Raw genomic sequence first — 20,364 nt, 5'->3', positions numbered from 1 at the left:
AATAATTAAGATTTACACAAGCTAGAGACTATTGGCGTAGTTTCTAGCTTTTTTATTTTAAAGTAATTTGATTACAAAGATATATTACTTTTGCAAATAAACAAGCAAACATTTAATTATTTTTTCAAAGTACAAGTATTACAAAGTATTTAAATGGTCGGTAATTAATTTATTTTAAGCTTACTTATCAATAAAAATCAAAGTAATTATGTAAGTGCCAAAAATTATATTAAGTTGATTTTACTGCACCTCAACGCTTGTCTTTTGTATTTGCATCAAATGCGATAAGGTTGAACATTTGCCGTAGCCGGGACCGTAGCCTGTTGCCATAGCAGCTTTCTAATTCAGAAGCGGATAGGTTGGTCGTGATGTGGGTTATTGAATTGTTTTCGATAAAATGTTCATAGCGACTAATGAGAATTTCGGCCATAACGTTGCAGTCATTGCCAAAGTGTTTGATTTGTTGTTCGGCGCCTAAATCATCGAAACAATAACTCACTAATCGCAGTTGCTGAGGGAATTTTTCAGTATAAGGAAGTAACGCTTCAAAACCATTTTTGGCAAATTCAAAGGACACTCTCCTAGTGGTTGCTATTTTGTAGTCGTATTTGGCGTACAAAAACGCCTTGATTAAATGCATCAATGCTGTTTTACCACAGCCAACAGGACCCGATAGTAAAATCCCTTTATTGAGATCTAAACCAAGCCTATAGGCATTTTCTTTGTCTCGAATAGCATAAATTAATAATTTGTAGATTAAGGGTTTATCATCCTGGTGAATCTTGAAGGCCTGCCCGTACATTTGCCTGCCTTGCGTTTCGAGGTAAGCAAAGCACTTGTTCGAATCATATATTTTTCTCCTATTTACTATTTCGAAAGTGTCTTTAAAATTACAGTGGTTCAGCATAGTTTTTTGAATTTGATACGTTGAGGTTTTTAGGATTCAGGTTATTTCCTGAACTAGTTGGATTGAATTTTTCTACATTCAAAATCCAATTGCGGGCGGCAGCTTGCCAATCTTTCATTTTTGTTTTTCCTCCTACCAACCACCCCTTACTACTGTAGTAATTAAAATATTTTTCGGCCTCGCGTGTGCTACCATTTTTTTCGGTAAAAAACTGTTTTACTAATTCGAGATCAGGAGGACTAAAAACATTTTTTTTCTTCGATGTATCTATAGTTTTACAATTGTTTTCTAATGTCTTATTATTAACTATATATACCTGTTCGTTTTGTTGGTCATTTTTTGATGGGGTTCGTTTAAATTTTGGTGTGGTTAAGGAAGAAAGAAGTTCGTTTTTTGATTTGCTTGTTTCAAAATTTGAACTGGTTAAGGCATCTTCCATTTTGGCAGCAATAGTAGACAAGTCGGGTAGAATTACTTCTGTTCCCTGATAAGGATTATAGGACGGTTTATAAATGATGTACCTTCTTTCGTGAAGTTCTTTCATGCATTTATGATAGGTTCCTTTTGATTTGATTTTGGCTGTTGTCATCATTTCTTCTCTGGAGATGATAATTGGATTTTTAAATCTGTTGAGATTCCATCTTTGGAACAAAGCCAAATACAAACTGATATGCGTTGGACTAATCGTTTGGTCTTGATTGGACTTATTAAAGAATCCTGTTAGGTGTTTGATATAGTTCATGGTTTATTTATTGTGGGTTATGGTGAGTTATTTGCTTCCTCTAGAGAGCACTCTAGATCACAGAGAAATGAATTTTTTGAATTATGGGTTGAGCATTTTTTGAATTTCACTGTAATTGTAAAATAGGATTCCACCGATACGCTTGTAGTTGAGTGTTCCATTGATTCGGAGATTTTGGAGCGTTCCTGGAGAGATTTTCAAAAGTTTACGTACTTCTGAGGATTTGAGCCATTGCGGTAATTGCTCAGTTTCGTTGGCTGTTTTGATTTCTTTGAGCAGCGCATTGCCAAAATTTAGTAGATCTCTTTTGGTCACCACTTGATGATTTAGCAGCTCGATGTTGTCCACCTCTGGGAACAGTTTTTTAGGATGTAAGTTCATTTTTATTTTGTTTAAATTACTGAAACAAAATAATTGCATATGATTAATTTAAACTACCAAGTATTTCCCACCTTTGTAGTTATTTTGTGGTAAAAACAGTCAAAGGCACTGATTTTACTAGAAAATTTATTTCAAAACTCTCTTTTTGTCGTTTTTAATGATGCTACAAATGACCCGTTTTTAAAGAAAAAAAGGGGTAAAATAAAAACTCCCAAGTTGGTACCAAGTTGGGAGTTTTAAGAGCACTAAAAATGGAGATTGAATTTTATAACGTTTGGTAACTAGTTGCCTACTAAAACTCTTTTTTAACAATACAGTTTATTGTTTGTACTCTTCTTCTACAATTTTGTTGATTAACGATTCAGAGAGCGAATCAAGGAACTTCGTCTTGGTGATTTTTCTACTTTTGATATCCGTGTAGTTTCTGTAAATGGTTTGATTCAATTCGATGTTTAATAGTTTTCCTAAATCAGTTGCTAATTCCATTATATCCGTGTTTCCATTGTTAATTATCTTCTTCGAATGCAAAGCATAGATCAACTCAGTTAAGTCTGTTTTAGATCCTGACCAATGCCATTTGGATATAAATTGGCTTTCAGGTTTATCGGTTGGAGTATTCAAATACGTTATTTGATTCTCGATAAATGTTTCAATTGCTTCAGTAGCCATAATCTTTGCTAACTTGAAATCATAACAAGTAGTTATACGAGGATCAATGTTCATTTGAAAACATTCTGTTTCTAAAATATTTTTTTGAGCGTTTCTCGTAAAATAAAACACATCCAACTCAATGGCATTAGCACGATAATACTCATATATTTTATATTCTCGTTTAAAATACCTAGCATTTCTCTCCAACTCGTTTTCATAATATTTGCTTTGAAGTATTTTACTCGGAGGTTTAGCTACCTCCATTCGAAGTACCTCCTTGCAAAACATAAACCGTGACATGATTTTTGATTTTACATACTTGAAAAAATGAATTTCTTCTTCATCAGTACCAAACTCATAGGTTTTCAGAAATTGATTCAATTCCTCAATTTTGGGTCCCATCCAATGAATCATTTCTTTTGCTAGCGCAATATTCTCTTTTTTGTGTTGGGTGAATTTTTTATCTTTTTGTTCGAATTCTTCATAAATCTGGTTGATAAATACATTCATTTCTAAATTGGTTTAGTTGTGTTTCGTTTAATTATCTTACAAAATAAATAAATTAAAATGTAAATTCTTACTAATTTTTAAAACAAAATCTAACTAATTTGTAATAAAATAAATACATTAATTGGCTTTTTTCGTTTGTTTTTTATGATTTTGTGCCAATTTGGTTTTTAAAATCATCATGTCCTGACTTATCTTTTTATCTAAGATTTTAGCATAATGTTGAGTGGTTTTCAAATTCGTGTGTCCTAACATTTTGCTCACGGTTTCAATAGGAACTCCATTTGTTAATGTTATGGTTGTTGCAAAAGTATGTCTGGCAATGTGGAAAGTTAAATCTTTTTTAATACCACAAAGTGTAGCAATTTCTTTCAAATAGGAATTCATTCTTTGGTTACTTAATATCGGTAAAAGTTTATTCTGATTTACACAAAAAGGATGATTCTCGTACTTTTTAATTATTTCCATAGCCTTTGGCAACAAAGGGATTTTGGAAGTGACATCTGTTTTTTGTCGATTTTTAAATATCCATTTATCTCCATCGATACCTAATGTAATGTTGTCCAGGGTTAACTGTTGCACATCAATGTAAGCTAAACCTGTAAAGCAACTAAAAATAAAAATATCACGAACTACTTCCAATCGATCGATTCCAAAATCTTTATTGATAATGTCTTCAATTTCCTTTTCATCAAGAAATTCTCTAATTACCTCTTTGACTTTGGACTTGTAATTTGCAAAAGGATCTCTATCAAGCCATCCATTGGCTAAACATTGATTGATTACCTTGTGGAAGTTCTTAATGTACTTTACGGCAGTATTGTTAGCGCATTTACGTTCGCTACGTAAATAAAATTCGTACTCGGTTATAAATGCGTGGTCAATTTTATTGATGGCAATATCTTGTACATTGTATTTCCAATAAAGAAAGTCTTTGGTGTGTTTAAGGGATGTTTCATAGCGCTCATAGGTTCCTGCAGCATATTCCAGCCCTATTAACTCTTTAATTTTTCGATTGTGTTCTTCAAATATTGGAATTAGTAATCGCTCCCGTTCCTTTATTCCTAGAAGCATGTTTTTAAACTCGTCAATATGAATTGTTTTTGACTCTTTTAAAAGTTCAAAGTGTATTTCATTGATACGGTTTCTAGTAAAATCAAGTAAACTATTTATCGAACGGGCTTCCTCTGAATTTCCCTTCATTCTGTTCAGATCCTTCGACCATTTTGATACATCAATAAATTTTTTGGTACTGTATTCAAGCCTTTTACCATCAATTGTCAACCTTACATAAATTGGTAATAGTCCGCTAGAATTGGATTTGGTTGCTTTTGCATAAAAATGCAATGTGATTTTTTCTTTCATCTTGGTAACCTTTTAATTATACATTAATTTATCGCAAGGTTTGCCACTAAACAAGATGTTCGAAAATTGTATGAGTAATTGGACTGGTTTATGATTAATACTTAGTTTGACCACATTACCTTACTGCTCTACAATTTAGCGAGACCCAAATTTTGATAGTTTCCGAGGGTCTCGATTTAACTCCTTGAATTTTGATAAAGTATGAATATTTTAAAAGATTCTAAAAAGAAAAAACCTCGAAAACACTATGGTTTTCGAGGTTTTGAACCCTTTTGGCATTTAAATCAGCAGAGAGGAAGGGATTCGAACCCTCGATACAGTTACCCATATACTAGCTTTCCAGGCTAGCTCCTTCAACCACTCGGACACCTCTCTATTTTGAGTTTGCAAATAACTTAAAAAAAATTGAGTTAGAAAAGGAAAAAAGTAATAATTAACCCATTTCGCCTCGAATTGATTTTTCGAATTGATTTTTAAAATTTTCATTAGAAATAGGCTGACCTAACAAAAACATTAGTTTGGTAATGGCAGCCTCTGTGGTACAGTCTTTTCCAGAAATCACTCCAATTTGTTTGAGCTGAGAACTGGTTTCATATTTGCCCATATCTACACTTCCTCCGGAACACTGCGTAACGTTTACAATATGTATTCCCGCTTCAATGGCATTTTTCAATAATTGAACAAACCAATTTTCGGTTGGAGCATTACCGGATCCAAAAGTTTCCAATACTACCCCTTTCAATCCAGGGACAGCCATTAGTGTTTCGAGTATCTTTTGATTGATTCCCGGAAACATTTTTATAATCATGACATTGTTGTCAAAGGATTTATGAATTTTAAGTACCTTATTTTGTGGCAAAGGCAATAACAAGTCGCTGTTTACTTTAAGATGTACTCCTGATTCTATCAAAAAAGGGTAATTAGGAGAAGTAAAAGCATTAAAATGTTCCGCACTAATCTTTGTTGTACGATTTCCTCGATACAATTTGTATTCAAAATACAATCCAACTTCTGAAACTAAGGGCTTCCCATTTTCTTGTAAAGAAGCAATTTGTATGGCTGTAATCAGATTTTCTTTAGCATCAGTTCTCAAATCACCAATAGGCAGTTGAGATCCTGTAAAAATCACGGGCTTCCCTAAATTTTCTAACATAAAACTCAAGGCAGACGCAGAATATGACATGGTATCTGAACCGTGAAGCACTACAAAACCATCAAAATCAGCATAATTTTGCTCAATTACCTCAGCAATAGCTACCCAACTCTCGGGGCTGATATTAGAGGAATCAATAGGGTTTTCAAAAGAAATGGTTTCAATGGCACAATCCAACAACTTCAACTCTGGCACGCGTTGCAAAAGCTTACTAAAGTTGAAAGCTTTTAGCGCTCCCGTCTCAAAATCTTTTTGCATACCGATGGTTCCACCGGTATAAATTAGTAGTATTTTGATATTAGAAGACATTGGTATATTTCAATTTATTCACCACCGGATTTGCATACATCGCCAAAAACCCTTCTAAAAGTTGTGGATTATCATGATCAATTCGCATTTCCAAACGGCGTTCGAACAAGGCTTTTTCTTCTTCTGTATACAAATGGCTGTATTGATTCGTTTTGTGCAACAAATCAAAAGCAATAAAATTGGTAGGCCACAATTTGTAGTTCGTCAAAATCGCATCATCTATAACTTGTGCCAGACCTAAAACTTGTTTATTAGCATTGCCTTCATGCGCCACAATTGCATCAATTTCGGAATCGATTACTTTTCCAACGTGAATATGAATACGTTTTTTTGTCCCTAAAACACCACTCAAAATATTCTTAAAATCTTCGTTTTTCTCTTTGATATAAATTTCATTATTGGCCTCAGCCATTAATTGTGGCATTTTCAAAACATCAGTAGGATCGTATTCATAGGAAATAGAAACCGGTACAATTTTCACTTTCTTAAAATAATCCATGATGTTTTTTTCATCCGAACCCATGCCCAACATTTTCAAAACACCTGGGTTAGTGGCATCGTTGCCGTCTTTGGTTCTGCCCTCGCGTTGCGCAATCCAAACCGAACGGTTTTCGTGCAACAACAATTGTCCGATATATTCAGAAAGCAATTTAGAACTTTGCAACATTTCTCTTGGCGAAAGTCCGCGAAGTACTAAGAAATTGCGATTTAATTTGGCTAAGATCTTCAAAAAAGATTTCTTAACTAAATTATCTCCGATTGCCGAGGCTGTCATCACCAATCCGTGTTCGAACAAGGTGGCGTTGAGCAAAGTGGTGTCTAAAAGTATGTCTCGATGATTCGAAACAAACAAATAGGCGGTATTTTTTTCTAAATGTTCAAATCCAGAAGTGGTCAATCCATCGGAACTTTTCTCTAAAATTTTTCCAACCGATTGATAAATAAAATTACACTGAAAATCACGAATAGAGTGTGTTTTTTTGAGCTGTTCCTTCCAAACCTCATCTGCTACCTCAGGGAACGAAAAGTTCATCAAAGCTTTCATCATCGGATGCTGAATCACATCAGATAAAGCTTGATTTACTTCAGAATCATAAAATGGTCGTATGGCGTCAAATTTTTGCATTGGATTTTCACTTTTAATGGGCACAAAAGAACGAAAAAAAAGGCAAACAATAGGTACATTTCCCCTTAAATCCCAAATACCCGTTTCGAATTTTCGGTAGTAATCTGAGCAATTTCGGCTACACTCAAGTTATAAATTGCAGCCAACTTTGCGGCTACATTCACCACATAACTGCTTTCGTTTCGCTTGCCGCGAAAGGGAATCGGAGCCAAATAAGGCGAGTCGGTTTCGAGTACAATGTGGCGTAAATCAATGCGGTCTAAGAACTGATCAATTTTTCCATTCTTAAACGTTACTACACCGCCAATACCTAACAACATATTATAAGAAATGGCCTGAAGTGCTTGCTCATAGGTTCCCGAAAAACAGTGGAATATTCCAAACAATTCTGGGCTTTTCTCTTCCTCTAGAATTTCAAAAATTTCATCAAAAGCCTCACGACAGTGAATCACGATAGGTAATTTGTATTGCTTAGCCCACTGAATTTGTTGCCTAAAAGCAATTTGTTGTTCCTTAAGATGCGTTTTGTCCCAATACAAATCGATGCCTATTTCACCAATCGCGAAGAACTTTCGCTTGGCTAGTTCGGAAGCTACGTGCGCTAACTCGGCTTCGTAATTGTCTTTCACATAAGTTGGATGCAAGCCCATCATCAAAAAAACATTCTCTGGAAAATCCTGCTCCAAATCATACATTGCTTGCGTACAAGTCGAGTCAATAGCTGGAATAAAAAAACGAGAAACGCCAGCATTGATGGCACGTTGTATCATTTCGCCTCGGTCTTGGTCAAATTCTTCAGAATATAAATGGGTATGCGTATCAGTAAGTATCATTGTATCATTTTTGCGGGACAAAGTTAGCGTTTTGCCCTAGTAGTTTTAAAATTTTTAGGCTACTTTTGAAAAGGCACTTTTATTATGGAAAATCTACACGCAATCTTACAAACGGAAAACTACCAAAAAATCCGATTCAAAATCATCAAAACCCAGCATTTATTGGTCAAAGCCAAAATCAATGGTATTGCGGGCAATTTCATACTCGACACAGGCGCTTCAAGTAGTTGCGTAGGTTTTGAAGGCATCGATTTCTTTCAGTTAAAGGCCAAAAAATCCAAAACCAAAGCCGCAGGCGCAGGCGCTACTGGAATGCTAACCCAACTTTCTACCGACAACAAGCTGCAACTAGGCCGCTGGAAAACCGATGATGCCGCACTTGTGATTTTCGACTTATCGCACGTCAACGAAGCGCTTACCCAACACAAAGCCAAACCCGTTCACGGCATTATTGGCGCCGATATTCTCCTAAAAGGCAAAGGGATTATTGATTACTATAATCATTATTTGTATTTGAAACAGGATTAAACAAAATCTATTAAAAACAAATAAAAAGTTATCAACAAATTATAGCAAAAAAAAGAATCTTATTTGACAGTTATTTGACAAATAGGTGTATTTTTACCTTCAACCCTAGTAAATACAGGGCATTCTTATTTGATGGTTATTTGATTATGGAGCAAAAAAAGTTGATAAATATCGTAAATGATTTGATTAAACAACCAAACGAAAGTGAATGGGTTGAATTCAAATTAAATTATCATTCAGTTGAAGAAATAGGTGAACGCATCTCTGCTTTATCAAATGGGGCTTGCCTGCATAACCATCCTTTTGGATATTTAGTTTTTGGAATTGAAGATAAAACCCATAAAGTTGTTGGAACCTCTTTTAAAATAAAATCACATAAAAAAGGCGGGGAAGAATTAGAAAGTTGGTTAATGAATCGATTATCGCCGAAGATTGATTTTAGGTTTCACGAGTTTGAATATGAAGATGGAATACATATATCTATGATTATAATTCCATGTGCAGAGAATCGACCTATCGACTTTCTACATACATCTTATATAAGAATAGGAAGTTATACACGAAAATTAAGTGATTTTCCAGAAAAAGAAGGCAAAATTTGGAGAAAGGCTCCAGACAAACCGTTAGAAAATCGTGTTGCGAAAGCAAATGTTACATCATCAGAAATAATAAGTTTACTAAATTCTCAAACTTACTTTGAACTATTAAAACTTCCATACCCCAATACACAAGAAGGCGTAATCGAAAAATTTATTTCTGAAAAATTCATAAAGAAGAATAAAGAGCAATATGACATAACAAAATTAGGAGCTATTCTTCTAGCCAAAAATCTTGAAGAATTTGATGAGATAGGGAGAAAGGCAGTTAGAGTAATTGTTTATAAAGGAAAAAATAAAGTTGAAACAATAAGAGAGCAAATAGGAAAAAGAGGATATGCAGTAGGCTTTGATGGACTAATTGATTGGATCAATGGACAATTACCTGCCAATGAAGAAATAGGAAAAGCTTTTAGAAAAGAAACAAAAATGTACCCTGAAATTGCAATAAGAGAATTAGTTGCAAATGCTCTTATTCATCAAGATTTTAATGAAAAAGGATTTCCTATGATTGAAATATTTTCAGACCGCATTGAAATTTCAAATCCGGGACTTCCATTAATAACTCCGCAACGTTTTATTGATGAATATATTTCTCGGAATGAAAAATTGGCCGATATCTTAAGAAGGTTTGGAATATGTGAAGAAAAGGGAAGTGGTATTGATAAAGTAATTTTTTACAATGAAATGTTTCAGTTGCCGGCTGTTGATTTTATTGTTTCAGAAAAAAGAACAAGAATTACGATGTTTAGCTATAAAGAACTTAATCATTTAGACAAGAAAGAAAAAGTTAGAGCCTGTTATCAACATGCTTGTTTACGTTATGTATCTAATGATATAATGACGAATCAAAGCTTAAGAGAACGATTCCAAATTGAAGAACAAAATTCAGCAATTGCATCAAGAATTATAAAGGATACTATTACTGAAGGATTAATAAAAGATGATGATCCATCCAGTAACTCAAGAAAGTACAAGAAGTATATTCCTTTTTGGGCATAATATTTAAAATTATACCCAAAATAAAAGGAAATAAAAATCCCAAAAACCAGTATTGGAATTTGGGATTTTGTGTATTTAAAAGGATTTGACTACAACTCAAATGCTTTTTTAGGATTGTTATCGCAAAGCAACTCCACTGGATTTTCTAAAGCTTCTTTCACCGCTACCAAGAAACCAACTGACTCGCGTCCGTCGATGATTCGGTGGTCATAAGAAAGGGCTACGTACATCATTGGGTGAATTTCTACTTTACCATTTACAGCAATTGGACGCTCGATGATGTTGTGCATTCCCAAGATTCCTGACTGTGGAGGGTTGATAATTGGAGTAGACAACATTGAACCAAAAACACCACCATTGGTAATCGTAAAGGTTCCTCCTGTCATATCATCTACAGTAATTTGTCCGTCGCGTGCTCTCAAAGCCAAACGTTTGATTTCGGCTTCAACTCCACGGAACGTCAAGTTTTCTGCATTACGAACTACTGGCACCATTAAACCTTTTGGTCCAGAAACAGCGATTGAGATATCACAGAAATCGTAGGCTACTTTGTAATCGCCATCCATCATAGAGTTTACGTCTGGATACAATTGCAACGCTCTAGTTACCGCTTTGGTAAAGAAAGACATATAGCCTAAACTTACTCCACCGTGTTTTGCTTTGAAGGCATCTTTGTACTCGTTACGCAAGTTGTTGATAGGCGTCATGTTTACTTCGTTGAAAGTAGTCAACATTGCCGTATCGTTTTTGGCAGCTACTAATCGCTCAGATACTTTACGACGCAACATAGACAATTTGGTACGCTCTACACCACGAGAACCTCCTGTTGGCGTTCCCATAGACGGCACTGCATTAATCGCATCTTCTTTAGTGATTCTACCTGCTTTTCCAGTTCCAACAAGGGTTGCTGGAGCTATATTTTTCTCGTCTAATATTTTTCTTGCCGCTGGTGATGGTGTGCCTGCAGCATAACTTGGAGCTACTGGAGCTACTTTTGGAGCTTCAACTTTCACCTCTGCTTTTGGAGCTTCGGCTACTGGTGCTGGTGCTGCCACTGGTGCTACACCAGATGGTTTTGCTGCGCTAGTATCAATTAAACAAACTACTGCGCCTACAGCTACAGCATCGCCTTCTTCTGCTTTTAAAGTAATAATACCACTGGCTTCTGCTGGCAACTCTAAGGTAGCTTTGTCTGAATCTACTTCAGCAATCGCTTGATCTTTTTCTACATAATCACCATCTTTTACTAACCAAGTGGCTATTTCTACTTCTTTGATCGATTCCCCTGGTGATGGGACTTTCATTTCTAAAATCATCTTCTTTTAGTTTATTGTTTGTAGTTTATGGTTATTAGTTTGAGGCTTATGGTTTTGTATCGGATTTGAAATTACCAACAAAAAACCACTAAAGCTTTTATCTAAATAAATTTTTATCAAATACCATTTTAATGGCGTCAGCATGACGGCGCTTGGCTCTGGTATAACTTCCTGAAGCTGGTGCAGCGTAAGCTCTTAACGAAGCTAATCTCCATTTTACCAAATCAAAATTAGCTAACATATACGTATAAGCTCCCATGTTTTTCGGCTCTTCTTGTGCCCAAACATAATCGTCGGCATTTTGATACTGAGCGATAATCGTTTTTAACTGCTCGATTGGCAATGGGAACAATTGTTCGATTCGCACTACAGCTACATCCATTCTTCCATTAATACCTCTTTCGGCAGTAATGTCATAATAGAATTTACCTGTACAGAATACTAAGGTTTTCACCTCAGCTTTGTTTACTGCAGTATCATCAATAGTTTCTTGGAATTCACCATGCGTAAAATCTTCCAACGGCGAAACACATCTTGGATCACGCAATAAACTTTTCGGAGTAAACACAATTAACGGTTTACGGAAATTCGTTTTCATTTGTCTTCTCAACAAGTGGAAGAAATTGGCTGGTGTTGTACAATCGGCCACAAACATATTATGACGAGCACAAAGTTGTAAGTAACGTTCCATTCTTGCAGAAGAATGCTCTGCTCCTTGCCCTTCGTAACCGTGAGGCAATAACATCACGATTCCGTTTTGATTGTTCCATTTGTCTTCTCCACAAGAGATATATTGGTCAATCATAATTTGGGCACCATTAGAGAAATCTCCAAATTGTGCTTCCCAAATTGTCAAGGCATTTGGATTGGCCAAAGCATAGCCGTAATCAAATCCTAAAACCCCATACTCAGACAAGAAAGAATTAAATACATAGAAGTTTCCTTTTTTGTCTTTGATATGATCTAATAAAACAACTTCTTCCTCTGAATCTTCTACTTTTACAACTGCATGACGGTGTGAAAAAGTACCTCTCTCTACATCTTGTCCCGAAATTCTAACATCATAACCTTCGATCAAAAGCGAACCATACGCCATGGTTTCGGCAGTTCCCCAATCGATCGTGTTATTATCGTATCCTGTTTTTCTATCGGCTACAATTTTGGAAATTTTGTTGATGAATTTTTTATCTGAAGGCAAGCTCGAAACAGTTTCGATAATTGAGTCTAGTGTTTCTTTGTCTACTGTAGTTTTAACTTTTTGCAACATAGTAGCAGCAGAAACTTGTTCAAAACCATTCCATTCATTTTGCATAAATGGAGTAATTACCGTTAATTCTTTTTTACGAGAAGCTTCTAAGTTATCGTTGAGTTTATCTTTGTATTCTTTTTCAATTTGGTTAACATAAGTAGCGTCAATCACTCGCTCTGCTAATAATTTCTCAGCATAGATATCTCTTGGATTTTGATGCTTTGCAATTAATTTATATAAAACAGGTTGTGTAAATCTTGGCTCATCTCCTTCGTTATGACCATATTTTCTGTAACCAAGTAAGTCAATAAACACATCGCGTCCAAATTCCATTCTGAAATCCAACGCAAATGACATGGCATGAACTACAGCCTCTGCATCGTCAGCATTAACGTGTAATACGGGCGAAAGGGTTACTTTGGCTACATCCGTACAATACGTTGACGAACGAGCATCAAGATAGTTCGTAGTAAAACCTACTTGATTGTTGATTACAATATGAATGGTCCCGCCAGTTTTGTACCCATCTAACTGCGCCATTTGCACAATTTCGTACAAGATTCCTTGACCAGCAATCGCGGCATCACCGTGCACGGCAATAGGTAAAACTTTAGAGAAATCATCCGCATAGTACTTATCTTGTTTCGCTCTAGTAATTCCTTCAATAACGGCACCTACAGTTTCTAAGTGAGAAGGATTTGGCGCCAAGTTAATGTTGATTTTTTTACCATTTCGAGTTACTTTATCCGCAGTTAATCCCAAATGGTATTTAACGTCCCCATCAAAATATTCTTGATCGTAATCTTTTCCGTCAAATTCACTAAAAATATCTTGAGTAGATTTATCAAAAATGTTAGCCAGGACATTCAAACGTCCACGGTGTGCCATTCCCATTACAAATTGCTCTACACCTTTATCGGCTGCTTTTTCAATCAAAGCATCCAAGGCAGGAATGATCGTTTCGCCTCCTTCTAAAGAAAAACGTTTTTGACCTACATATTTAGTATGTAAAAAGTTTTCAAAGGATACCGCTTGATTTAATTTTTCTAAAATCACCTTTTTCTCATCAGCTGAGAAATTAGGTTGATTGTCATTGATTCTAATTTTTTGACGAATCCACTCTACTACTTCAGGTTTACGAATAAACACATATTCTATACCGATGTGTTGACAATAGATACGCTCTAAGTGTCCGATAAGTTTTCTCAATGAACAAGGTTCTAATCCGATCACTTTGGCCGCATCAAAAACAACATCCATATCAGAGGAAACTAGACCAAAATTTTCAATATCTAAAGTTGGTAAATATACGCGACGGTCACGAACAGGATTTGTTTTGGTAAACAAATGCCCTCGCATACGATAGCCCTCAATTAATTTGATAACTCTAAATTCTTTTTGTAATTTTTCTGATACTTGTGCATTGGATGCGAAACAAGAATCTTCAGAAGACGGAACAATGGCTTGTGCTGGTGGAAGACTGGCCTGTTCTTCATTATACGTAGTCATTCCAAAATCGAAACCTTGAAAAAAACTTCTCCAACTTGGCTCTACGCTATCTGGATTTTCTAAATACTGATCGTATAATTGTGCAAAAAATTCGGTGTGTGCTGCGTTTAAAAATGAAAACTTATCCATAGTATTAGTTGAATGAATTTTTAAAATAGTCCGACAAAAGTACAATAAACGGATATAACTAATTCAACTTTTTGATTACTTTTACTGCAGTTTTTGTTAAATAAAACCCATTATCATGAAAAAAATTAATTTTTTTACTGTTAGCTCGTTGATTTTCCTATTCGTATGCTTCAGTTTTACGAAATCGTTGTATGCGCAACAATCCCTTTCGAATAGTTTTAGCAAAAATATTCAGTTTGGAGGAGGACTTGGATTGAATTTTGGGTCAGGATTTACTGATGTTTCTGTTGCACCAAGTGCCATTTACAATATCAATCCAATTGTTGCACTTGGAGCCAGTCTACAATTTGGGTATATCAAGGTAAAAAATAGCTACGAAACCTACACTTATGGAGGAAGTCTAATTGGATTACTCAATCCTATTCCGCAAATTCAACTTTCGGCTGAGCTAGAACAATTACGATTCAATACTGATTTCAGAACAATAACAGGAAACATCGTTTCGGATAATTTTTGGAATACTGCTTTATATGTTGGGGCAGGTTACCGAAGCAACAATGTTACAATTGGAATTCGCTATGACTTGTTACACGATGACAACAAAAGTATTTACAGCGAAGCGTTCATGCCGTTTGTAAGGGTTTATTTTTAGAAAGAATCAAATAAGGAATAATTAAGAGTAAGTGAAAAAGGTACTAGAAAAAATAGTAAAGAATGAAATTACTCCATTTCTAAGTATAAAACCAAGCGATACTCAGCGATAAAAATTCCTAAACCACACCTTTTGCCACTCTCGCTTTAAAATTAAAAATGCGACTTGACCCGACAATTCGACAATATCAGAACCTTCCAATTGCTTAATCTCGTTTTCAGGCACATCAATAATATAGAGCAGGTTTAAATATTCGGCGAACTTGTACTGAATAAGTCGGTATATTTTATCTTGTAAAGCAATTTTGAGTTCATCGGGCAAAACACTTAAAGAAAAATCTATGCTTTCGTTGGCAAGATTAAAATCTTTATTGATTTGAGCCACCAACTTTACATACAAATCCTCCTTTGTTGCTTCCGTTAGTAAATGATCCATATTTAGGGGAGCTACATACATGGTTTGCTTTTTAATGCTTATAATAGCATGGTGACTTTTATTTTTTTGCCTTGCTCGACTAATTCTTTAAACTTTTCGTTCCATTAAGTTTTTCCCAAAAGCTCTCAATAGTTCCTTTTTATCTGGCGTAATATTTAATTTATCCAATGTCGCAAAAGCCAAAAGCGTATACGTTTCAATCGCTTCTTGCGTAGCATTTGAAGCACCGCTCTCTGTAAAAATTTGTTTTACCTGTTCAATTTTCGGCGTTACTGTTTCAGGCTGACTTGAAAACAAAGCAACCAATTGTTCTTTTTGCTTCTCATTTGAAAACTCCAAGGCTTTCAAATAGAGATACGTTTTTTTATTCTCAATAATGTCCCCTCCTACTTGTTTCCCAAAGGTTGCAGGATCTCCAAAGGCATCTAAATAATCGTCTTGTAACTGAAAAGCAATACCTAAATTCAATCCAAAATCATAAATTAATTTAGCATTGGTTTTGGACGTTTTAGCGATTATCGCACCCATTTTCATGGCAGCAGCCACCAAAACTGCCGTTTTGAATTCGATCATTTTTAAATATTCTGGAATCGTAACGTTGTTTCTCGTTTCGAAATCCACATCCCATTGCTGTCCTTCGCAAACTTCCAAAGCTGTTTTACTGAATAACTTTGCTAATTTTCGAAACGTTTTGGGTTCGTATTTTTCAAAATATTGATAGGCCAAAATAAGCATGGCATCACCAGATAAAATTCCAGTATTGGTATCCCATTTTTCATGAACGGTTTCGTGTCCTCTCCTCAAAGGCGCAGCATCCATAATATCATCATGCACTAAAGAAAAATTATGAAAAACCTCCACCGCCATGGCTGCTGGTAATGCTTTTTGATAATTGGCATCAAATATTTCGGCACTCATTAAAGTCAACACTGGACGCATACGCTTTCCACCCAAGGACAAAATATAGTGAATAGGATCATAAAGGTTGCGAGGTTCTTTATGAATGGATTGGTTTTCGAGATAAGCTACAAAAAACTCTTGGTACGCTGAAACTGAATACATGTTTATAAAAATTCGATTAGCAAGCTCCAAAGATACAATTCCATACTATATTTTCAGTAGAAAATTCGGCCGTGAATCATTATATTTCTGTAGAACAATTGTTAAATAACTGTTTCCGAAAACGTTTCAAGTGTTAAAAAATAGGCTTACACGGAAACTTATTTGGTATTCAAAGTTTCCTGACTATATTTGCCATGGATTTTAAATGCATCCAAAAAAACTAAACCACCATCCATCACCAATTCTTAAACCCAAAAAATGAATCCAAAAAACCGCATCAATTCTAATCAATCAGAGGTATTGATTGAGGGCAAAAACTCAGTTCTGGCCTATATTGGCGGAAAAAACAATCAATTTAGCGGCTACGTAGTACTGGATAATGACACCATTGAGGATGCTTCCTTAGAATTTTCTTTAGATATGTATCACAATCATAACCAGAAAGATTCGGTACCGTTTATTTCGAAGATTACGTCGCTGTTTGATGAAAACGAAGCACCGATCATACAATTCAAATCCACTTCTTTCCAAAGAGTCAATAAAAATATCAATTTTTTAAAAGGCGATCTAACCATCAAAAATGTAACTAAAACATTAGAATTGGATGCTGCCTTTTTGGGAATAAACAATTACGATGGCCATCAAAAAGGGGCTTTTGAAGTATCGACAAAAATTAGCAAAAACGATTTTGATAATTGGTACAATTCCAACTTTCAGCAGGCTGGGATTTCAATTGGAAGAGATATTAAACTGGTCGCAAACTTAGAATTCCTAGTTTAAAGACAGCATAATTTACGTAACAACATTAAATCTAAACTAGATATACTGATGAAAGATAAAATAATGGCTAAAGCTAGTGAGTTGTTTTTGAAACTTGGTTTTAAAAGCATCACCATGGACGATATTGCTTGTGAAATGTGCATATCTAAAAAAACAATTTATAAGTATTTCTGCAACAAAGAGGTTTTAATTGAAGAAAGTACCGAGGTCATGCACAAAAAAGTACACCAAGGTATCAACGCAATTGTTCAACAAAATTTCAACGCCATTGAAGAAAATTTTGAAATACGAAAAATGTTCAAAGAAATGCTAAGTTCAGGTGACACATCTCCAATGTATCAATTGAAAAAACATTATCCCGATATTTACTTCAAATTAGTCCATCGCGAAGTGAGCGAATGCAACACTGTATTCAAACAAAACATTCTTAAAGGTATCGAACAAGGATTGTACCGTCCCAATATACCCCTTGAATCGTATGTAAAATTTTATTACACGATTATTTTCGACATCAACGGCAATACCATTTCTGAGAAAGAAGCACAGAAATTAGAACTCGAGGCGTTAGAATATCATACGCGTGCCATGGCCACATTAGCAGGAATCATCGAGCTTGAGAGACAATTAGAGCATCATCTTTTACTAACACAAAACAATAATAACACTGAATTCGTACCACTAAATAATTATTAAACTATGAAATATCGATTTTCCGTAATTTGTCTTTTACTCCTTGTCTTGAATAGCCAAGCACAAGAAGTTCAAACACTTACTTTACAACAGGCTTTAAAATTTGCTCTCGAAAACAAAGCCGAAGCACAAAAAGCCAAGCTTAAAGTAGAAAATAGTCAATACCAAATTGAGGAAGTTCGTTCCAGAGCTTTACCACAAATTGTGGCTAATGGAAATTTAAGTTACAGTCCAATACAACAAACAAGTGTTATTGATGGAAGTAATTTTGGCCAACCCGGAACTTTAATTCAAGCCGTGTTTGGACAAAAATGGAACTCGACCGCTGGAGTAACGTTAACTCAAGCTTTATTTGACCAATCCGTTTTTACGGGTTTAAAAGCAGCGCGTACTACCCGAGAATTCTATCAAATCAACAACCAACTTACCGAAGAACAAGTCATTGAAGGCGTTGCCAACAACTATTACCAAGTGTATGTGTTGCGTCAAAAATTAACATTACTAGAAAACACCTTCAAGATCACTGAAAAATCTCGTGATATTGTTAAAGGACAATTCGAAAATGGATTGGCAAAAAAAATTGATTTGGATCGAATGAACGTAAGGGTCACCAATGTGATGACGCAGAAACAACAAATCATCAACCTAATTCAACTCCAAGAAAACACTTTGAAGTTTTATATTGGAATGCCTATTGGAACCCAAATCAGCATTCCTACTACGGGATTTGAAATTAGTCCTTTAGCGATTACCGAAGCTCCAAACCCAACTACTAGAACTGAATTTTTATTATTGAAAAAACAAGAAGAACTCTTGCATCTACAAAAAAAGGCAGCAATAGCCAATTACTACCCCACCTTATCCCTATCGGCAAATTACAGCTACTTTGGACAAGGTCCCGTAATGCCTTTACTAAAATTACCCTCTGACGGAGTGTATTGGTCTGACTTCTCATCTGTGGCTTTAAATTTAAGAGTACCTATTTTTACTGGTTTTGGCACAAGAGCCAAAGTAAGACAAACTGACGTAGAATTGCGAACCATTCAAGAAGATCTTAAAGACACGCAATTGGCTCTGGATCTAGATTACAAAAATGCCAATACGCAAATTCAAAACAGCATCATTACAATCACCAACCAAAAAGAAAACATGCGTTTGGCCGAAGAAATTCTAAAAAACACTAATAATAATTATCAACAAGGTTTGGCCTCATTGACCGATTTGTTAGATGCAGAAAATACAGCTACTGAAGCTCAAAATAACTACACAGCAGCCATCTTAGACTACAAATTAGCCGAAATAAAACTAGTAAAATCAAAAGGAGAACTTAAAACATTATTAAATAACTAAATCATGAAAAGAAATATAACAACTATCATAATTATTATTGGAGCTTTAGGATTAATCGGCTATGTGTTAATGAAAAACAAAGCTGAGAATGAAGAAAAAATTGCCATTGTAGCCTCTAAAAATGCTAGTGTATCTGTAAAAGCTACTCAAGTTAAAAACGAAACAGTTTCATTGGATTTTGTAGCCAACGGGAATTTTGAACCCATCCAAGAACTAACCTTCTCGGCTGAAAAATCAGGTAAAGTAATTAGCGTTTTAGCCAAAGAGGGTGATAGAGTTAGTGTTGGACAAACCCTAGCCATTGTTAGAGGAGACGTGATTGATGTGAATGCAAAAGCGGCAGAAGCAGCCTACATGAACGCTAAATCAGATTACAACCGATTTGAAAATGCGTACAAAACAGGTGGAGTAACCAAACAACAATTAGACCAAGCAAAATTGGGTTTAATCAATGCGGAATCGAATCTCAAACAAGCTAAAATAAATGTAGGAGACACCCGAATTAAAGCGCCTATCAACGGAATCATCAACAAAAAACACATCGAACCGGGATCTATGTTGGCCGCAATGCCAGCAACGGCACTTTTTGATATTGTTAATGTAAGTAAATTAAAACTGAAAGTTACAGTTAGCGAGGCGCAAGTCGCAAGTTTAAAAGTAGGTAACACCATTAACATCAAAACCAGTATTTATCCTGACAAAGCATTCACGGGTCGCATCACTTTTATTGCAGCCAAAGCGGATACTAACTTAAATTTCCCTGTAGAAATAGAAGTAGCCAACAACTCCAATCAAGAGCTTAAAGCAGGAATGTATGGAACTGCTATATTCCAATCAAGCCAACAAAAGCAAGCCATGACTATTGTACCAAGAACGGCGTTTGTAGGTAGTGTTAGCAGCAACGAAATATTTGTGATCGAAAACGAAATTGCTAAATTAAAAAAAGTAACCGCTGGTAGAATTTTAGGTGACAAAGTTGAAATTATCAGTGGGCTTACAATTGGCGAAACGGTAATCACAACAGGACAAATCAACCTACAAGATGGCGTTGCCGTAGAAATCATTAAATAATTGATTGCAATAATCAACAAA

At 35.3% G+C, this 20,364-nt stretch carries 19 protein-coding genes and 1 tRNA gene; 7 read left to right on the top strand and 13 right to left on the bottom strand.

The window, feature by feature from the left end:
* Nucleotides 1-250 precede the first annotated feature (250 nt).
* From AO58_RS0100920 to AO58_RS0100880, 9 genes are all read right to left on the bottom strand, one after another.
* A complete protein-coding gene (locus AO58_RS0100920; protein WP_024979913.1) occupies nucleotides 251-907 on the bottom strand; it encodes a P-loop NTPase family protein in 657 nt (218 codons plus the stop codon).
* On the bottom strand, nucleotides 891-1,649 hold the full coding sequence (locus AO58_RS0100915; RefSeq protein ID WP_024979912.1) for a hypothetical protein: 759 nt from the start codon (nucleotides 1,647-1,649) through the stop codon (nucleotides 891-893). Before AO58_RS0100915 ends, AO58_RS0100920 begins: the two co-directional genes overlap by 17 nt.
* Nucleotides 1,650-1,730: 81 nt before the next feature.
* On the bottom strand, nucleotides 1,731-2,030 hold the full coding sequence (locus AO58_RS0100910) for a helix-turn-helix domain-containing protein (protein ID WP_024979911.1): 300 nt from the start codon (nucleotides 2,028-2,030) through the stop codon (nucleotides 1,731-1,733).
* Nucleotides 2,031-2,348: 318 nt separating this feature from the next.
* The gene (locus AO58_RS0100905; protein WP_024979910.1) at nucleotides 2,349-3,191 is read right to left on the bottom strand and encodes an RteC domain-containing protein; all 843 of its coding nucleotides are present in this window, start codon (nucleotides 3,189-3,191) and stop codon (nucleotides 2,349-2,351) included.
* Between the two features lie 117 nt (nucleotides 3,192-3,308).
* Nucleotides 3,309-4,553 carry a site-specific integrase gene (locus AO58_RS0100900; protein ID WP_024979909.1) on the bottom strand — a complete coding sequence of 415 codons (1,245 nt, stop codon included), beginning with the start codon at nucleotides 4,551-4,553 and terminating at the stop codon, nucleotides 3,309-3,311.
* Between the two features lie 288 nt (nucleotides 4,554-4,841).
* Nucleotides 4,842-4,928, bottom strand: a tRNA-Ser gene (locus tag AO58_RS0100895).
* Nucleotides 4,929-4,986: 58 nt separating this feature from the next.
* Entirely contained in the window at nucleotides 4,987-6,015 is a 1,029-nt protein-coding gene (locus AO58_RS0100890) for an asparaginase (protein ID WP_024979908.1), read from the bottom strand.
* Nucleotides 6,005-7,141 (bottom strand): 1-acyl-sn-glycerol-3-phosphate acyltransferase, encoded by a 1,137-nt coding sequence (locus AO58_RS0100885; RefSeq protein ID WP_024979907.1) that lies wholly within the window; start codon nucleotides 7,139-7,141, stop codon nucleotides 6,005-6,007. The genes AO58_RS0100890 and AO58_RS0100885 overlap by 11 nt, the downstream gene beginning before the upstream one ends.
* Before the next feature lie 65 nt (nucleotides 7,142-7,206).
* Complete coding sequence (locus AO58_RS0100880; RefSeq protein WP_024979906.1) at nucleotides 7,207-7,974, bottom strand: TatD family hydrolase; 768 nt, start codon at nucleotides 7,972-7,974, stop codon at nucleotides 7,207-7,209.
* A gap of 84 nt (nucleotides 7,975-8,058) precedes the next feature.
* Here AO58_RS0100880 and AO58_RS0100875 point away from each other — a divergent pair, with 84 nt between their 5' ends.
* Nucleotides 8,059-8,502, top strand: a complete 444-nt coding sequence (locus AO58_RS0100875; RefSeq protein WP_024979905.1) for a retropepsin-like aspartic protease — start codon at nucleotides 8,059-8,061, stop codon at nucleotides 8,500-8,502.
* Between the two features lie 161 nt (nucleotides 8,503-8,663).
* Entirely contained in the window at nucleotides 8,664-10,100 is a 1,437-nt protein-coding gene (locus AO58_RS0100870; protein ID WP_255211328.1) for an ATP-binding protein, read from the top strand.
* A gap of 89 nt (nucleotides 10,101-10,189) precedes the next feature.
* On the opposite strand, the gene odhB is transcribed toward AO58_RS0100870, so the two are convergent.
* Complete coding sequence (odhB, locus tag AO58_RS0100865) at nucleotides 10,190-11,416, bottom strand: 2-oxoglutarate dehydrogenase complex dihydrolipoyllysine-residue succinyltransferase (RefSeq protein ID WP_024979903.1); 1,227 nt, start codon at nucleotides 11,414-11,416, stop codon at nucleotides 10,190-10,192.
* 97 nt (nucleotides 11,417-11,513) lie between these two features.
* Nucleotides 11,514-14,303 carry a 2-oxoglutarate dehydrogenase E1 component gene (locus AO58_RS0100860; protein WP_024979902.1) on the bottom strand — a complete coding sequence of 930 codons (2,790 nt, stop codon included), beginning with the start codon at nucleotides 14,301-14,303 and terminating at the stop codon, nucleotides 11,514-11,516.
* Nucleotides 14,304-14,418: 115 nt separating this feature from the next.
* Here AO58_RS0100860 and AO58_RS0100855 point away from each other — a divergent pair, with 115 nt between their 5' ends.
* Nucleotides 14,419-14,955 (top strand): hypothetical protein, encoded by a 537-nt coding sequence (locus tag AO58_RS0100855; protein WP_035717191.1) that lies wholly within the window; start codon nucleotides 14,419-14,421, stop codon nucleotides 14,953-14,955.
* Between the two features lie 102 nt (nucleotides 14,956-15,057).
* Here AO58_RS0100855 and AO58_RS0100850 read toward each other — a convergent pair whose 3' ends face one another.
* Entirely contained in the window at nucleotides 15,058-15,411 is a 354-nt protein-coding gene (locus tag AO58_RS0100850) for a hypothetical protein (protein ID WP_024979900.1), read from the bottom strand.
* Between the two features lie 66 nt (nucleotides 15,412-15,477).
* Complete coding sequence (locus tag AO58_RS0100845; protein WP_024979899.1) at nucleotides 15,478-16,452, bottom strand: polyprenyl synthetase family protein; 975 nt, start codon at nucleotides 16,450-16,452, stop codon at nucleotides 15,478-15,480.
* 258 nt (nucleotides 16,453-16,710) lie between these two features.
* Between AO58_RS0100845 and AO58_RS0100840 the strand changes: the two genes are divergently transcribed.
* From AO58_RS0100840 to AO58_RS0100825, 4 genes are read left to right on the top strand one after another with little or no spacing between them, the layout of a single operon-like run.
* Entirely contained in the window at nucleotides 16,711-17,232 is a 522-nt protein-coding gene (locus AO58_RS0100840) for a YceI family protein (protein WP_024979898.1), read from the top strand.
* 48 nt (nucleotides 17,233-17,280) lie between these two features.
* Entirely contained in the window at nucleotides 17,281-17,925 is a 645-nt protein-coding gene (locus AO58_RS0100835) for a TetR/AcrR family transcriptional regulator (RefSeq protein ID WP_024979897.1), read from the top strand.
* 3 nt (nucleotides 17,926-17,928) lie between these two features.
* Nucleotides 17,929-19,272 carry a TolC family protein gene (locus tag AO58_RS0100830; protein WP_024979896.1) on the top strand — a complete coding sequence of 448 codons (1,344 nt, stop codon included), beginning with the start codon at nucleotides 17,929-17,931 and terminating at the stop codon, nucleotides 19,270-19,272.
* A gap of 3 nt (nucleotides 19,273-19,275) precedes the next feature.
* Nucleotides 19,276-20,343: an efflux RND transporter periplasmic adaptor subunit gene (locus AO58_RS0100825; RefSeq protein ID WP_024979895.1), complete on the top strand. Its 1,068-nt coding sequence runs from the start codon at nucleotides 19,276-19,278 to the stop codon at nucleotides 20,341-20,343.
* Nucleotides 20,344-20,364: the final 21 nt, after the last annotated feature.

Source organism: Flavobacterium succinicans LMG 10402 (assembly GCF_000611675.1).
In the GTDB taxonomy this organism is placed as follows: Bacteria; Bacteroidota; Bacteroidia; order Flavobacteriales; family Flavobacteriaceae; genus Flavobacterium; species Flavobacterium succinicans.
Note: the sequence above shows the minus strand (reverse complement) of the source record. Positions and strands in the feature narration are given on the sequence as shown.

Excerpts from the sequence above, each read along its gene's own strand:
- AO58_RS0100900 (WP_024979909.1), bottom strand. The coding sequence starts at position 4,553 with ATGAAAGAAAAAATCACATTGCATTTTTATGCAAAAGCAACCAAATCC.
- odhB (WP_024979903.1), bottom strand. The coding sequence starts at position 11,416 with ATGATTTTAGAAATGAAAGTCCCATCACCAGGGGAATCGATCAAAGAA.
- AO58_RS0100915 (WP_024979912.1), bottom strand. The coding sequence starts at position 1,649 with ATGAACTATATCAAACACCTAACAGGATTCTTTAATAAGTCCAATCAA.
- AO58_RS0100855 (WP_035717191.1), top strand. The coding sequence starts at position 14,419 with ATGAAAAAAATTAATTTTTTTACTGTTAGCTCGTTGATTTTCCTATTC.
- AO58_RS0100840 (WP_024979898.1), top strand. The coding sequence starts at position 16,711 with ATGAATCCAAAAAACCGCATCAATTCTAATCAATCAGAGGTATTGATT.
- AO58_RS0100885 (WP_024979907.1), bottom strand. The coding sequence starts at position 7,141 with ATGCAAAAATTTGACGCCATACGACCATTTTATGATTCTGAAGTAAAT.
- AO58_RS0100875 (WP_024979905.1), top strand. The coding sequence starts at position 8,059 with ATGGAAAATCTACACGCAATCTTACAAACGGAAAACTACCAAAAAATC.
- AO58_RS0100825 (WP_024979895.1), top strand. The coding sequence starts at position 19,276 with ATGAAAAGAAATATAACAACTATCATAATTATTATTGGAGCTTTAGGA.
- AO58_RS0100910 (WP_024979911.1), bottom strand. The coding sequence starts at position 2,030 with ATGAACTTACATCCTAAAAAACTGTTCCCAGAGGTGGACAACATCGAG.
- AO58_RS0100905 (WP_024979910.1), bottom strand. The coding sequence starts at position 3,191 with ATGAATGTATTTATCAACCAGATTTATGAAGAATTCGAACAAAAAGAT.
- AO58_RS0100850 (WP_024979900.1), bottom strand. The coding sequence starts at position 15,411 with ATGTATGTAGCTCCCCTAAATATGGATCATTTACTAACGGAAGCAACA.
- AO58_RS0100860 (WP_024979902.1), bottom strand. The coding sequence starts at position 14,303 with ATGGATAAGTTTTCATTTTTAAACGCAGCACACACCGAATTTTTTGCA.
- AO58_RS0100830 (WP_024979896.1), top strand. The coding sequence starts at position 17,929 with ATGAAATATCGATTTTCCGTAATTTGTCTTTTACTCCTTGTCTTGAAT.
- AO58_RS0100845 (WP_024979899.1), bottom strand. The coding sequence starts at position 16,452 with ATGTATTCAGTTTCAGCGTACCAAGAGTTTTTTGTAGCTTATCTCGAA.
- AO58_RS0100835 (WP_024979897.1), top strand. The coding sequence starts at position 17,281 with ATGAAAGATAAAATAATGGCTAAAGCTAGTGAGTTGTTTTTGAAACTT.
- AO58_RS0100880 (WP_024979906.1), bottom strand. The coding sequence starts at position 7,974 with ATGATACTTACTGATACGCATACCCATTTATATTCTGAAGAATTTGAC.
- AO58_RS0100920 (WP_024979913.1), bottom strand. The coding sequence starts at position 907 with ATGCTGAACCACTGTAATTTTAAAGACACTTTCGAAATAGTAAATAGG.
- AO58_RS0100890 (WP_024979908.1), bottom strand. The coding sequence starts at position 6,015 with ATGTCTTCTAATATCAAAATACTACTAATTTATACCGGTGGAACCATC.